The sequence below is a fragment of the Sanguibacter suaedae genome (assembly GCF_016342785.1).
In the GTDB taxonomy this organism is placed as follows: Bacteria; Actinomycetota; Actinomycetes; order Actinomycetales; family Cellulomonadaceae; genus Sanguibacter; species Sanguibacter suaedae.
Genome location: NZ_JAEINH010000013.1, coordinates 36,076 through 50,450, shown reverse-complemented (window position 1 = coordinate 50,450; position 14,375 = coordinate 36,076). Strand labels below are relative to the sequence as shown.

12 protein-coding genes are annotated in these 14,375 nt (G+C 73.3%); 8 read left to right on the top strand and 4 right to left on the bottom strand.

The window, feature by feature from the left end:
* The first annotated feature begins 136 nt into the window (after positions 1–136).
* From JAV76_RS13355 to JAV76_RS13330, 6 genes are all read left to right on the top strand, one after another.
* Positions 137–697 (top strand): RNA polymerase sigma factor, encoded by a 561-nt coding sequence (locus JAV76_RS13355; RefSeq protein WP_198734570.1) that lies wholly within the window; start codon positions 137–139, stop codon positions 695–697.
* Positions 694–1,884, top strand: a complete 1,191-nt coding sequence (locus tag JAV76_RS13350; protein ID WP_198734569.1) for a hypothetical protein — start codon at positions 694–696, stop codon at positions 1,882–1,884. The genes JAV76_RS13355 and JAV76_RS13350 overlap by 4 nt, the downstream gene beginning before the upstream one ends.
* Before the next feature lie 108 nt (positions 1,885–1,992).
* Positions 1,993–2,580, top strand: a complete 588-nt coding sequence (locus tag JAV76_RS13345) for a sigma-70 family RNA polymerase sigma factor (protein ID WP_198734568.1) — start codon at positions 1,993–1,995, stop codon at positions 2,578–2,580.
* Positions 2,577–3,935: a hypothetical protein gene (locus JAV76_RS13340; protein WP_198734567.1), complete on the top strand. Its 1,359-nt coding sequence runs from the start codon at positions 2,577–2,579 to the stop codon at positions 3,933–3,935. The genes JAV76_RS13345 and JAV76_RS13340 overlap by 4 nt, the downstream gene beginning before the upstream one ends.
* A gap of 108 nt (positions 3,936–4,043) precedes the next feature.
* On the top strand, positions 4,044–4,637 hold the full coding sequence (locus JAV76_RS13335) for a sigma-70 family RNA polymerase sigma factor (RefSeq protein WP_198734566.1): 594 nt from the start codon (positions 4,044–4,046) through the stop codon (positions 4,635–4,637).
* Entirely contained in the window at positions 4,634–6,232 is a 1,599-nt protein-coding gene (locus JAV76_RS13330; protein WP_198734565.1) for a hypothetical protein, read from the top strand. The genes JAV76_RS13335 and JAV76_RS13330 overlap by 4 nt, the downstream gene beginning before the upstream one ends.
* A 118-nt stretch (positions 6,233–6,350) precedes the next feature.
* On the opposite strand, the gene galK is transcribed toward JAV76_RS13330, so the two are convergent.
* Genes galK through JAV76_RS13315 form a run of 3 tightly spaced genes read right to left on the bottom strand, consistent with a single transcriptional unit; the run spans position 6,351 to position 11,022 of the window.
* Positions 6,351–7,592 carry a galactokinase gene (galK, locus tag JAV76_RS13325; protein WP_198734564.1) on the bottom strand — a complete coding sequence of 414 codons (1,242 nt, stop codon included), beginning with the start codon at positions 7,590–7,592 and terminating at the stop codon, positions 6,351–6,353.
* A complete protein-coding gene (gene galT / locus JAV76_RS13320; RefSeq protein ID WP_198734563.1) occupies positions 7,589–8,827 on the bottom strand; it encodes a galactose-1-phosphate uridylyltransferase in 1,239 nt (412 codons plus the stop codon). The genes galK and galT overlap by 4 nt, the downstream gene beginning before the upstream one ends.
* Before the next feature lie 17 nt (positions 8,828–8,844).
* Positions 8,845–11,022, bottom strand: a complete 2,178-nt coding sequence (locus JAV76_RS13315; RefSeq protein WP_198734562.1) for an alpha-galactosidase — start codon at positions 11,020–11,022, stop codon at positions 8,845–8,847.
* A 153-nt stretch (positions 11,023–11,175) separates the two neighbouring features.
* Here JAV76_RS13315 and JAV76_RS13310 point away from each other — a divergent pair, with 153 nt between their 5' ends.
* Together JAV76_RS13310 and JAV76_RS13305 are read left to right on the top strand one after the other, a co-directional pair.
* A complete protein-coding gene (locus tag JAV76_RS13310; RefSeq protein WP_198734561.1) occupies positions 11,176–12,354 on the top strand; it encodes an ROK family transcriptional regulator in 1,179 nt (392 codons plus the stop codon).
* Between the two features lie 69 nt (positions 12,355–12,423).
* Positions 12,424–13,137 carry a hypothetical protein gene (locus JAV76_RS13305; RefSeq protein WP_198734560.1) on the top strand — a complete coding sequence of 238 codons (714 nt, stop codon included), beginning with the start codon at positions 12,424–12,426 and terminating at the stop codon, positions 13,135–13,137.
* On the opposite strand, the gene JAV76_RS13300 is transcribed toward JAV76_RS13305, so the two are convergent.
* Positions 13,134–14,360, bottom strand: coding sequence for an LCP family protein (locus JAV76_RS13300; protein WP_198734559.1), 1,227 nt, complete (start codon positions 14,358–14,360; stop codon positions 13,134–13,136). The two genes, JAV76_RS13305 and JAV76_RS13300, sit on opposite strands and share 4 nt — an antisense overlap.
* Positions 14,361–14,375: the final 15 nt, after the last annotated feature.

The following is a 14,375-nucleotide window of genomic DNA, read 5'->3' as shown; positions in this document are numbered from 1 at the left end:
AGTCTACGCACGAACCGGACATCTGGCACGGTGGCCGAAGGAGCGCGGGGGTGCGGCGCAGGACCCGCCCCAAGGTTCTGGGGCCGTCGCGCGTCATGAACAGTGACGGTCACCGAGGACAAGGGGAGCAGGACACATGGAGGACTGGGAACAGGCGATGGGAGAGCTGGTGCGCACACGGCACCGCGCCCTCCTCGGGTACGCCTACCTGTTGTGCAACGACGTGCGGGAGGCGGAGGACCTGGTGCAGGACGCCCTCGTCAAGGTGTTCTCGCGCAGGTCCGTCCCGCAACGCGAGGCCGGCGAGGGGTATGTCCGCAAGGCGATCTTCACGCTCTACCTCGACGCCTACCGCCGACGACGCCGCTGGGCGGGCATCAGGCACCTCGTGGGCACGGCCGACCGCCGGGAGAGCACCGACGCCGCGACCGGCGACCTGCTCGACATCACGGCCGCGATGCAGCGCCTCCCACCACGCCAGCGCGCCTGCGTGGCGCTGCGCCACCTCGACGACCTCACGGTCGCGCAGGTCGCCGCCGAGCTCGGCATCGCCGAGGGCACGGTGAGCCGCCACCTGCACGACGCGCACGCCACCCTCCGGCACCTGCTCGCCGACCTCGCCCCCGCAGCGGCCCGCGACACGGACCACCGCCCCGCCGACCCACGAACCACCACCGAGCAGAGGAGCCACCAGTGAACGACGACCTCCACACCTCGCTCGACCGAGCCGTCGACGACGCCGTCGCCCAGGCGGCACCGCCCGAGCAGGTCCACCGCACCGTCGCCCAGCGCATCCGCGACGTCCGCCGCCGCCGGCCGACGCTCGTCATCGGCTCCACCCTCGGCGGCCTCGCCCTCGTGGGCGGAACCGCGTTCGCCGCGGTGCAGCTCGTCGGAGGCGACGAACGCCGCGAGGTCCCCGACGTCATCAGCGCACCGCGACCCGACGCACCGGAGCCCTCCGCCGAACCGACGGAGGTGCCGACACCCGAGCCGTTGAGCCTCGAGTGCGGTGCACCGGTCGACGACCGGCCTGTGCTCACCACGCCGTTGAGCGTGGAGAGCGAGCTCACGGCCTCAGGTGAGGGCCCGTGGACCATCAACACCCAGGCGGCGTCGATCATCCCGACGTACCTGAGGAACACGACGTCCCAGTCGCTCGACCTCACCCTGGAGGAGAACGCTGGCGTGCATCTCGTGCAGGACGGGGTGGTGGTCGCCGAACCCGTCCGCGGCGCGGTGGATGCCCCGGACGTCACGCTCGAGCCGGACGAGCGGCAGATCCTGCTCGACGGCCGTGTGGTCATGTGCGACGGGAGCGTGGACGTCCGCCCGGGCGACTACCAGGCGTACGCGGCGCTCGAGGTGACGGTCGTCGGAGGGCCGTGGGCCGGCACCAACGACGTGGTCGGCGGTCCGTGGGCCGTGACGGTCCCCGCGCCGGACCCGGTCGTGGAGGCACCGGACGACGGTGCGCCCGACGCACCGTCCGGCGGGTCGGGCGGCGGGGAGTCCGTCGACGAGGTGTGGCCCGAGCCGGTCGACGAGGCCGTCGCGTTCCAGGGGCAGAACCCGGGGACGACGGCGGTGTGGTTCGCGGTCATCCCGCCGGCGGAAGCGACGGGTGGTGGCGACCACCCGGTCCTCGAGGCGGCACAGGCCGAGCTCGCGGCGCTGGGGTACGAGGTGACCCAGACACCGTTCATGTGCCAATTGTCGGCCTACGAAGTGTTGGGCGTCCCCGACCCGCAGCCAGGCGAGTGGGACGCGTGGGGCGTCGCACTCTTCTTCGCGTCGCGTGCCGACGCGGAACGGTGGGTGGAGCTCGCCGGGATGAACGTGGTCGGGATCGTGGAGGGCGAGGTGTTCTGCCACTTCGACTGACCCTGGTCACGACCCAACGTTCCGGGCCGCTCGAGCGTCCTGACCGTATGAGACGACCACCGACCCGCCTTGGCGGGTCGGTGGTCCCGGGACGACGAGAGGGAGCCGATGCCCGACAGGGACTCCGACCTGACCGAGCTGGTGCGCACCAGGCACCGCGCCCTGGCCGGGCACGCCTACCTGCTGTGCGGCAACGCACGGGAGGCCGAGGACCTCGTCCAGGACGCCCTCGTCAAGGTGTTCGACTCCCGGAAGCCACCGGCGTCGGGTGCGGCGGAGACGTACGTGCGTCGCGCGATGCTCACCATCTACCTGGACGGGTACCGGCGACGACGCCGGTGGTCGGGCATCCGGCACCTCGTCGGGGCGAGCGACCGCCAGGAGGCCGCCGACATCGCATCGGCCGATCAGCTCGACGTGGCCGTCGCCCTCGACGCCCTCACGCCGCGCCAGAGGGCGTGCGTGGTGCTGCGCTACTACGAGGACCTCACCGTCGCGCAGGTCGCCGACCGCCTGGGGTGCGCGTCGGGCACCGTGAAACGCCACCTCTTCGACGCGCACGCCGCCCTCCGCGGCCTCCTCGGGCCGTTCGTCGAGGACGACGAACCACCACCGGTCGCGCCGCGCGACCCCGCCACCCCGCACCGGTTCGCCCCCGCACAACCGAGCACGGCCCCCTCGAGGAGACTGTCATGAACCACGAGCTCCGCCGATCCCTCACCGACCTCGCCGACACCGGCGCCGGGCAGGTCGCCCCGCCCGAGACCATGATCCGCACCAGCCTCGACCGCCTCACCGCACGGCGGCGCCGACGCCGGCCCGCCGTCGTCGCAGGCGCCACCGCCGCGGCCGTGGTCCTCGCCGGGAGCGGGGCGTGGGCCGTCCAGCGCCTCGTCGAGGACCGTGTCGAGGATGCCGTCGTCGCGAACGTCCCCGACCTCATCGGGATGCCCGGCGGCGGGTTCAACCCGCGCGCCTACTGCGGGGCACCGGAGTCGTCGCTCCCCGAGCAGACGGCCACGGACCTCACCCTCGACCACGTCACCGAGATCCCCGAGACGAGCCCCAGCGACCCGAACCACAGCCGTTTTCTCGGGGACCTGCTGCTCGAGAACGGGACGAGCACCGCGCACGGGATCGTCCGGGGCACCTACCCGGGGTACTTCCTCCTCGAGGCCGGCGTGGTCGTGGCCACCCCGGCCCCCCCGACGGCGAACGCACCCGGGTTCGGTCTCGAGTCGACACCCGCAGGTGGCAGCACGGACGTCAGGTGGACCCTGCTGCCCTGCGGGGACGATCCCCGGGCGGACATCGCCCCGGGCGAGTACACGGCCTACGGCCTGGCTGCCGTGCAGGGCGTGAAGGACAAGGAGTCGTACGAGATCCTCGTCGGCGGCCCGTGGTTGGTCGACGTCCCCACCATCGAGGACCCCGTGCTCGCGACCGCCGACCCGGATGTGGCCGCGCCGTGGTGCGGTGCCGTCGTCCCGGACGCCGCGCGCACCGGGGACGGCTCCCTGGCGATCTCCACCGACGACCTCCCGGAGACCGCCCGGACAGGCGACCTGATCTCCTTCGGCGCGAGCCTGACGAACACCTCCCCGGACCAGCTCGTGGGGACCGCACAGACCCCTGTGTCCGTCGTCGCCGTCCGCGACGGAGTCGTGGTCGGCACGCAGCACGGCCAGATACCGAGCACGCTGGGCACCTACTCTCTCGACGGGTTCGACCTGCGCCCCTGGGATCCGACGGAATCCGTGTCGATGCTCCCGAGCGCCTCAACCACGACCGAGGTCTACCTATGGCTCGAGGCGTGCGACCCCGCCGAGGACGGGTCCAGCGTCTCCGGCAGCCCGACACGCCTTCCGGCCGGTGACTACGAGGTCTGGGCGACGTACGACCACCAGATCAACACCCGCACGCCGGTCGCCGCCGACGGGACTCCCGGCGAGGCCGTCGCCGCGGACGAGCTGGTGTCGGTCGTGACGAGGGTCGGGGACATCACCGTCGAGCCCGTGCCGGTCCTCGGGGAGGACGACGCCGAGGACTGACTCCCCCGGTGGTCGTCGGGAAAGAAGTTCCTCACCACCCCCAACGAACGGGGTGAGCTCTCCGTCATGCAGGGTGAGAGACGACGACGACCACCAGAAGGGGCCTTCATGGCTGACTGGGAATCCGCGCTGGACCACCTGGCGCGCACCCGACACCGTGCACTCATCAGGTACGCCTACCTGCTGTGCGGCGCGGTCCGCGAGGCCGAGGACCTCGTGCAGGACGCGCTCGTGAAGATCTACGCGCGCAAGCACCTGCCCGCTGCGGACGACGCCGAGGCGTACGTCCGGCGGGCCATCCTCACCATCTACCTCGACGGGTACCGGCGGCGCCGCAGGTGGTCCGGGATCAAGCACCTCGTGGGGATCAAGGACCACCAGGAGTCGCCCGAGCTCGCGACGAGCACCCAGGTGGACGTCGCCGTCGCGCTCGACGGGCTCAGCCCGCGGCAGCGCGCGTGCGTGGTGCTGCGCTACTTCGAGGACCTCACCGTCCCCCAGATCGCGACCACCCTGGACTGCGCCGAGGGGACCGTGAAACGTCACCTGTCCGACGCGCACGCCCGCCTCGCGACCGTCCTCGGGCCGCTTCACACGCCCGACGAGCCGGGACCTGCCGCACCGGCGGCAACCCCCAGCCCCATGAAGACCTTCCAGCCACCAGCCCGGTCCGACAACGCGACCCCGAGGAGCCAGTCATGAACCACGACCTGCGCCGGTCGCTGCACGACCTCGCCGACACGGGCGCCGACCACGCCACCCCCGCACCCGCGTTCGTGGGCTCCGTCACCGACCGTGTCGCCCGGACCCGCAGGCACCGCCCCTACGTCATCGCCGCCGCGACCACCGCCGGTGTGCTCACCGCGAGCGCCGCCGCCGCGCTCGGGTACTCGTTCCTGTCCGACTCCGACCGACCGGCCTTCCCCGACCGGATCACGCCGGGTCACGGGACGGAGAGCCCCTCGGAGACTCCCTCCGCCCCGGTGGGGTCCGTCGTCCTGGAGTGCGGTCAGCCGGTGGGGGACGTCCAGCCGTACAGCACCCCGCTGAACCTGGAGACCGAGCTCGCCGCCGAAGGGGACGGGCCGTGGAGCATCAACCCCCAGGCGGCGTCGATCATCCCCACGTACCTGACGAACACGACGTCCCAGACGCTCACCCTGACCTTGGAGGAGAACGCGGGCGTGTACCTGGTCCAGGACGGAGCGGTGGTCGCCGAACCCGTCCGAGGAGCTGTGGACGCGCCGGACGCCACGCTCGAGCCGGACGGGCGGCACGTCCTGGTCGACGACCGCGTGGTGATGTGCGACGGGACGGTGGACGTCCCGGCCGGCGACTACGAGGCCTACTCGGCGCTCGAGGTGACGATCGGCGACGGGCCGTGGGCGGGGACGGACGACGTCGTGGGCGGGCCGTGGCCCGTGACGGTCGCCGCACCTGATGCAGGCGTCGAGCTCGCGGAGCTCGACCCGTCGGCGGCCGCGCCGCAGTGCGGTGCTGCGATCACCGACCAGAGGGAGACGTTCCGTGCGTCGACGGGGGCCGATCTGGCCACGGTCCAGCCTGCTGCCGAAGGGGTGGATGTACCGCTGACCATCGGGAACCCGTTGTTCCAGCGGTTCTCCGGGACCGTTCCCCGGCCGACGCTCGTCGCCGTGCGGGACGGTGTGGTGGTCGGTGCGCTGCCCGTCGAGGACCCGCCCGTCGAGCCCTTCGACATGGAGGCGCTCGCGACCACCGAGACGAGCGGTCGCCTGAGCCTCCTCGCGTGCGGACCGGGGGGTGCGGCGGGTCCTCTGCCCGAGGGGCGTTACGAGGTATGGGTCCACCAGCCGTACCGGGTGACGTCGCGGACGGAACCCGACCGGTCCGGGTACGGCGGCGAGGGCATGCGCCCGGTGGACGAGACGCACACGATCCAGATGAAGGCGGGGTACGTGTGGATCGACGCCGAGGGGGCGTCCGTCCCCACCCCGCTCCAGGCAGCGGGGTGGCCCCGTGCCCTCGACACGATGCACGCGTTCCTCAACCCGGGCACCGGTCAGAGCGTCGTCTGGTTGTCCTTCGTGGAGGACGAGGCGGCTCGGGCGAGCCTGCGCGAGCTCGGCTACCCGGACACGCCGATCCCGGGGTACTGCCAGCCCGGGGTCGGGGACGAGACGTCCTTCCCGAACATCAACGAGGCGGGCATCGGCGTCGCGTTCACCGATCCGGCCGACGCCGCGGCGTTCGCGGACCTCTACGAAGGGACCGTCGCAGCGGTCGTCGATCTGGAGGTCTACTGCATCATCGACTGAACGGAGGCCTCCGGGCTCCGTGCAGGACCTCGACGGCACGGCTCCGCGAGGCACGTCACACCCCGTCGTCGATCGTCAGGTCGGTGGCACCCCGGTCCCCCCGGGGTGCCACCACCGGTCAGCCCGCCGGTGCGGCGGCGACCGCGACGAGGAAGCCGGGGGCGCGGAGCCCCTCGGACGCGAAGGCTGCCGCGACGTCGCCGGCGACCTGCTCCACCTCGGAGGCGTGCACGAGGGCGATGGCGGACCCGCCGAAGCCGCCGCCGATCATGCGCCCACCGAGCGCGCCGGCCTGGACGGCGGAGTCCACGGCCACGTCGAGCTCGTGGCAGCTCACCTCGTAGTCGTCGCGCAGGGACTCGTGGGCCGCGGTGAGCACGGGGCCCACGGCGGTGGTGCGCCCGGAGTCGAGGAGGTCGACGACCTCGCGGACCCGCTCGATCTCCGTCACCACGTGCCGCACGCGGCGGGCGACGACGGCGGGGTCCTGACCCGTGCCGTCGAGGGCGCCCGGTGCGGCGAGCGTCGCGAGTGCGGCGTCGAGGTCCGTGACCTCGCGCAGCGTCCCCACACCGAGGACCCGGGCGGCGGTCTCGCACGTGTCACGGCGGGCCGCGTACTGGCCGTCGACCAACTGGTGCTCGGCCCGGGTGTCGATGACGAGGAGCGCGAGGTCGTCGGCGGCGAGGTCGAAGGGGATGTGCCGCACGTCGAGGCTCACGCAGTCGAGGAGCAGCGCGTGCCCGGCCTGCGCGCGCAGCGACGCAGCCTGGTCCATGCCGCCCGTGGGCGCGCCCGCCATCTCGTTCTCCGCCCGGATGCACGCGGCGGCGAGGACCTTGCGGCCCGCGTCGGACACCGCGTCCACCGGTCCGGCGAGGCCGAGGCCGTGGACGGCGTCGAGGGCGACTGCGACGCTCGCCTCGAGGGCCGCGGAGGACGACAGGCCCGCGCCGTAGGGGACGCACGACGTCACGGCCGCGTCGAAGCCGCCCACGTCGTACCCGGCCTCGCGCAGCGCCCACGCCACACCCACGACGTACGCGGGCCACCCCGCCACACCGCCCGGGACGACGTCCGCGAGGGTGCCCTCCCAGGGGGTGGGTTCCTGCGCGGACGACAGGCGCACCCGGCCGTCGTCGCGGCGCCGCAGGGCGACGTACGTCCGGTGCGGCAGGGCGAACGGGAGCACGAAGCCGCCGTTGTAGTCGGTGTGCTCACCGATGAGGTTGCCGCGCCCGGGCGCGGACCACACACCGTCGGGCTGCTCACCGAAGACGTCGGCGAACAAGGTGGTCGCGGCCTGCGACCCGTCCTCGACGCTCCACGCGTCGAGCCACTCCGCGGGGAACTCGCTCACGACTCCTCCGTCCCGGCGCCGAGCTGCACGAGCCGGTCCGCGATGCGCTCCGGCGTCGTGTCGCTGATCCACGCGCCCATGCCGGACTCCGAGCCCGCGAGGTACTTGAGCTTCCCCGGTGCGCGGAGGATGGAGAACAGCTGCAGGTGGAGGCGCAGGTCATCACGGCCCTCGCCCACGGGTGCCTGGTGCCACGCCGCGATGTACGGGGCGCGCGTCGGCGTGCCGTCCTCCGCGGGCGGGAAGAAGCGGTCCATGCGGCCCAGGAGGTCGAGGTACACGTCCGCGAGGTCAGCGCGCTCCTCGTCGGTGAGGGCCGGCAGGTCGGCGACGTCGCGCCGGGGGGCGAGGTGGATCTCGATGGGCCAGCGTGCCGCGGCGGGCACGTACGCGACCCAGTGCTCGGACTCGAGGACGACTCGGCGCCCGGCCCGCAGCTCGGCGTCGAGGACGTCGCGCAGGAGGTTGCGGCCGGTGCGCTCCCGGTGGGCGCGCGCCTGACGGAGCATGACCTCCGTCTTGGGCGTGAGGTACGGGTAGGCGTAGATCTGCCCGTGCGGGTGGTGGAGGGTGACGCCGATCTCCTGGCCGCGGTTCTCGAAGCAGAAGACCTGCTCGATGCCCTCGACGGCGCTCAGCTCGCTCGTGCGGTCGGCCCACGCCTCGATGATGGTGCGCATGCGGCGCGTCCCCACCGTCGACAGGGACTGGGTGGAGTCCGGGGAGAAGCAGATGACCTCGCAGCGCCCGACGGCCGGGCGGACCTGCCACAGCTCCTCACCGTCCAGGTGCGTCACCTCGTCCGTGGTGCCGGGGACGCGCATGAGCGACGGGAAACGGTTCTCGAAGACGACGACGTCGTAGTCCTCCGCGGGGATCTCCCCGTCGGAGTACGCCGCGCCCGGCCTGGCGGGGGCGAGCGGGTTCGCGTCCGCCGGGGGCAGGTGCGTGCGGTTCATGCGGTGCGCGGCGTGCGGCACCCACTCGCCCGTGAGCACGTCGTACCGCATGGTGGGGCCGGTGACGGGCTGCGTCGTCTCCGCGCCGTCCGGGCCCGTGGTGACGATCGGGTCGTAGCGGCCCGGCAGGGGGCGCGGGTCGTCGAGGCGACGGGTCGCCTGCCCCGAGACGTACGGCTCGGAGTCGTCGAAGTAGAACAGGTCACGCCCGTCGGCCAGGGTGGTGGCCGTCCGGCGGACGGTCGGGCCGGTGGGGGTTGGTGCGTCGGTACTCATGGTGCCTTCCATGCTGGTCAGACGGCGGTGATGTGGAGCAGGACGAGGTGCTCGGGCAGCTGGACGGGCGCCTGGACACCGACACGGTCGAGGGTACGGCCCGTGAGCGTGACACCCTCGTCCCACCACGACAAGCGCTGGTGCCCGGTGCGGTCCCCGATGTCCCCGCCCGGGTCGAGGGGCGCCACCCGGTAGCGCCGGTCGGGGTCGAGCCCCGGCAGGCGTACGCGGCCCGGCGCCTCGGACGGGCCGGTGGCGAGCTGCACGACGGCCATGATCGCCTCGGTGCGGTCCGCGTCGACCACGCCGTGCACCCACGTGGTGGGCTCCGGGTGGTCGGCCCGCACCACGGTGCCGGTGTGCAGGAGTGGGCGGTGGCGCTTGTGCAGCGCGATCCAGCGCGCCAGCTCGGCCTTGTCGTCGGCGCCCGCCGACGTGAGGTCCCACTCGATGCCCAGGTGGCTGAAGAACGCCGTCCCGGCCCGGAACGACAGGTCGTGACGACGACCCGTGGTGTGCGAGTGCGGCGACCCGATGTGGGAGCCCATCATCTCCGGCGGCACGAGGAGGCCCGTGCCGGCCTCGATGCTCTGCCGCTCGAGGGCGTCGATGCAGTCCGACACCCAGATGCGGTCGGTACGGTCGAGGATCCCCAGGTCGGCACGACCACCGCCACCGGAGCAGGACTCGATCTCGACACGCGGGTGGCGGGCGCGGATCTCGTCGAGCAGGCGGTAGAGCGCCTCCGTCTGACGGTGCACGCCCGCCTGCCCGGTCGGCGAGTGGCCCGCGTCGACGAGGTCGCGGTTGTGGTCCCACTTGACGTACCGCACCGGGTACTCGCTGAGGATCGCGTCGATGCGCTCGAGCACGTGGTCGAACGCCCCCGGGTGACCCAGGTCGAGGACCTGCTGGTTGCGGGCCTCCGGCGGCAGGCGGTCCCCCGTCGCCATGATCCACTCCGGGTGGGCGCGCGCCAGGTCGGAGTCCGGGTTGACCATCTCGGGCTCGAACCACAGCCCGAACTCCATCCCCAGGCCCTCCACGTGCTCCACGAGGGGGTGCAGGCCGTCCGGCCACACGTCCTCGTCGACGTACCAGTCGCCCAGTCCCGCCGTGTCGTCGCGGCGGTGCCGGAACCAGCCGTCGTCGAGGACGTACCGCTCCACGCCGATCGCGGCGGCCTCGTCCGCGAGCGCCCGGAGCCTGTCGAGGTCGTGATCGAAGTACACGGCCTCCCACACGTTGATGTGCACGGGACGCTCGGCGCGACCGTTCGCGGTGCTCGGGTGCTGCGGGCGGGCCCGGAGCAGGGAGTGGAACCGGCCGGACATCTCGTCGAGGCCGTCACCGTAGGACCCGAGGACCCACGGGGTCGTGTACGTCTCGCCCGGGGCCAGGATCACCTCTCCGGCGAGGAGGAGCTCGCCGGCGGCGAGGTGGCGCGCCCCGCCCTGGATCTTCTCGGCGACGATGCGGGAGTTCCCCGACCAGGCGACGTGCACGGCCCACACCTCGCCGGAGCGGTACCCGAAGCCGGTGCGCCCGGCGGCGACGAGGAGCGTCGCGTCGTGCCCGCGGCCCTTGCGGACCTCGCGCAGGTGGGTGCCGAAGGTGAAGGGCTTGCGCTGGGCGGCGCGCTCGCGGATCCAGCGGCCGGTGAAGTCGAGGATCTCGTCGGCCTCGGTGGGGACGGGCAGGGAGAGGTCGACGGAGGAGAGCGTGTAGTCGGGGTGCTCGGCGCCGGTGGCCGCGGTGTTGGTGAGCGCTGCGCGGGTGCGGACGACGCCGGACGCGAGGAGGTCGACGTCGAGGGCGAGGTCGAGGGCGGCAGCCGTGTCGGTGGCGTGGACGGTGAGGCGCCGGGCGCCGGGGCGGTCGCCGTCGCCGAGGGTGGTGCCGGTGACGCGGAACGCGGTGGAGAACGCGCCACCGTGGCGGTGCCCGGTGACACCGGGGGTGCCGAGCCACCCGGCGGACTGCTCGGGGACGACGGACAGCGGGACGGGGTGGTCGAGCGTGCCGCCGACCACCTGGGGGACGCTCGCACCACGCAGGGCGAGGAGCTCGGCGTCGTCGACCGGGCCGAGGTCGGCGCCCCAGTGGAGGACACGCGGCAGGAGGGGGCCCTCGACGTCGAGGACGAGGCTGACACCTGCGGCGCGCAGGTGGACGATCGGGGCGTGCGTGGTCACGACGGTGACTCCTTCGTCTCGGCGGGCACGGCTTTATTTCTATTCCGAAACTTAGTCGTGTGTCAACATCCGGTACCCACCGCGCCGAGGACCGAGGCTGGCCGTGGCACCGGGCCGAGGAGATCGTTGACACATGGAATAAACTCCGTCCCGATGGACGCGCACCCCACCTGGACGCCGCTCTCGGGCGCTCCGCGCCGCGTGGCCCTCGAGGTCCTCCTCGACGGTCCGCTCGCGCGCAGCGAGCTGAGCCGACGCCTGGGCCTCTCCCCCGGGAGCCTCACACGGCTCACCCGGCCCCTCGTCGACTCCGGCCTCCTCGTCGAGCTCGCCCCCGTCGAGGCGACGCTCGGCCGGCCCACCCGGCCCCTCGCCGTCGTCCCCTCCTCCCACCACTTCGTGGGCGTCAAGCTCACCGGTGACCACGCCTACGGCGCCGTCACCGACCTGCGCGCCACCGTCGTCGTCGCCGAGGACACCGCCCTCACCGCGACCGACCCGGACGCCGTCGTCGACGTCGTCACGGACCTCGTCCGGCGCCTCGTCTCACGGCTCGCCGACGCGCGCCCCGGCGCCGGCGTCACCGGGCTCGGGGTGAGCCTCGGCGGTCACGTCGCCGACCAGACGACCGTCACCCACGCCTCCCACCTCGGATGGGACGACGTGCCGCTCGCCGCACGCCTGGGTCGCGCCACCGGGCTGCGGACCGTCGTGGAGAACGACGTCGTGGCGCTCACCGAGGCCACCCACTGGTTCGGCGAGGGGCACGGCAGCGACCGGTTCGCGCTCGTGACCATCGGTGCGGGCATCGGGTACGGGCTCGTCGTCCACGACTCGGCCGTGACCAGCCCCGAGGCCGGTCACAGCCTCCTCTCCCACTTCCCGGTCGCCCCCGCCGGCCCCCCCGGCCCCTGCGGGCACCACGGGTGCGCCACCTCCATGCTCACCATCGGGTCGCTCGTCTCCCGCGCCGCCGAGCGCCTCGGGCGGCCCGTCACCTACGACCAGCTCCTCGACCTCGCCGCCGCGGGCGACCCGCCCGCCCGCGCGCTCGTCGACGAGTCCGGGGCGGCGCTGGGCCGCATGCTCGCGGCCGTCGCGAACCTCACCATGCCCGAGCGCATCGTCCTCGGCGGTGAGGGCGTGCGCCTCGCGACCGTCGCGCACGACGCGCTCCTCGCGGGCCTGCGCAGCGAGCGCGACCCGCACACCGCCGTTCCCCGGATCGAGCTCCAGAGCCCCGAGCTCGCCCTGTGGGCCCGCGGCGCGGCCGTCGTCGCCATCCAGGCGTTCGTCCTCGGGAAGGAGGACACCGCAGAAGTCACCCGCTGACCAGCGCGCGGACGGTGCCGCGGACTGGCACGCTGGGCCCAGCGAGACACGACACGAGCTGGGGGACGCATGAACAGGGCACGAGCCGTCCGGCTGCTCGTGCCTGCCGCCGCGAGCGCGACCGGCCTGACCCTCGGTGCGGTGTTCCTCGTGGTCGCCCGCGTGCGCGGCAGCAAGCCCCTGCACCCCGACGGGATCGTGCTGCCCGCCACCATCCAGCTCACCGCCACCGACGACGTCCACGGTGCGCGCGAGCTCGGGTCCCCACGTCGCCTCCAGGCCGTGGTACGCCTGTCACGCTCCGCGGGGCTGCCCGACGGGTGGCCCGACGTCCACGGGATCGCGATCCGGTGGGAGCACGAGGGACAGCACCAGGACGTCCTGCTCTCGTCGTCCGGCCTCGGTCGCGTCTCGCGGTTCCTGCTCGTCCCCCGCCGGGCACCGCTCTCCGGCCCGTACTCGACGCTCATGCCGTTCCAGGGTGAGGACGGGCCTGTGCTCCTCGCCGCCGTCCCGGAGCGGCGCGGGAAGAGCCAGGTGGCGCGCGGCCCGCAGCGCACCCAGGACGTCACCTCCCTCGACCTCGTCCTCCTCACCGCCCGTCCAGGCGGGCGGTGGCACCGCCTGGGTCACCTCGTCGCCGAGGCCCTCGAGCGCCCGCACGACGTGCCCCTGAGGTTCGACCCGGTGGCGAACTGCCCCGACGGCCTCGCCACCTATGGCTGGCTGGCGCGACTGCGCAGGCCCGCCTACCGGGCGGCGCGTGCGGGTTTCACCGCCTAGCCGCAGAGCGGCGTCTCGGCAGCCGGCTGCTCCGTGGCAGGCGCTGGCTCCTCGACGGGAGCCTCCGGTGCCGCCGGCTCCTGCGGCGCGGGCACCTCGCCGTCCGCACCGGGGGCCTCCGGTGCGGGCTCCGGCTCCTGGACGATCGGCTCGTCCGCCGAGATCCGCTCCCACAGGACGTCGGCCTCGCTCGTCCACACGACCCTGTTGCGGTTCGTGGGCGCCGTGACGTTGGGCACGGTCACGGTCACCAGGGCGGACGGCTGCAGCCCCCTGAGGCTGTACCCGAGCCCGGCCAGCGACGGCAGGCTCGCCAGTCCCGGGCTCACCGCGAGCGACTTCGTCACCTCGTCGAGCACGGCCACCAGCCTCCCGGGGTCACCGAGGAGCGCGTCGCCCTGCACCTCCTCGAGGACCGCCGACATGAAGTACTGCTGACGCTCGATCCTCGCGAGGTCGGACCCGGCGTCGAGGCCGAACCCGCTGCCCTTGCGGGCACGGAGGAACGCGATGGCCGTGGTCCCGTCGAGCACCTGGTCGCCCGCGCCGATGCTCAGCCCGGCGTCGGACGACACCATCGGCTCGGGCAGGCACATCGGGATGCCGCCGAGCGCGTCGATGATCTTCACGACGCCGTCCATCTTCACGACGACGTGCTCGTCGGTGACGACCCCGGTCGCCTTCTCGAACGTGCGGCGCGAGCACGCCGCCGCGGACGTGAGGTCCTCGTCCGCGCCCGCACCGAGGGCGAAGGCGGAGTTGAAGCTCGACGACGCGTACGAGGGGCTCACCGAGCCGTCCGTGTGGGTGCACTCGGGGATCGGCAGGAGCGTGTCACGAGGGATGGAGACCACCTCGACACGCGAGCGGTCCCCGGAGATGTGCAGCAGGAAGGATGTGTCCGATCCCACACCGTCGGCCGCACCGCCGATCGCGACATTCTCCTCGTCCCGGATGTCGGTGCCCATGACGAGGATGTTGAGGTCCTTGCCGTCGAACTCGTCGTCCGGGTCCGGGTCACGGGTCGGGCGGTCCTCGCCGAGGAGCGCCTCGACGTCCCCCGTCTCGATGTTCCCCTGGAGACGCAGGTACGTGGCACCGACGCCCACCAGCGCGAACGCCACGGCGCCGGTGAGCACGAGCGCCACGGCACGGCCCACGGGCCCTACGGACCGACGGGGGCGGACGTGCCGGGCTGGACCGGTGCTGGTCGGGGCATCCACCTGCCCAGCGTATGT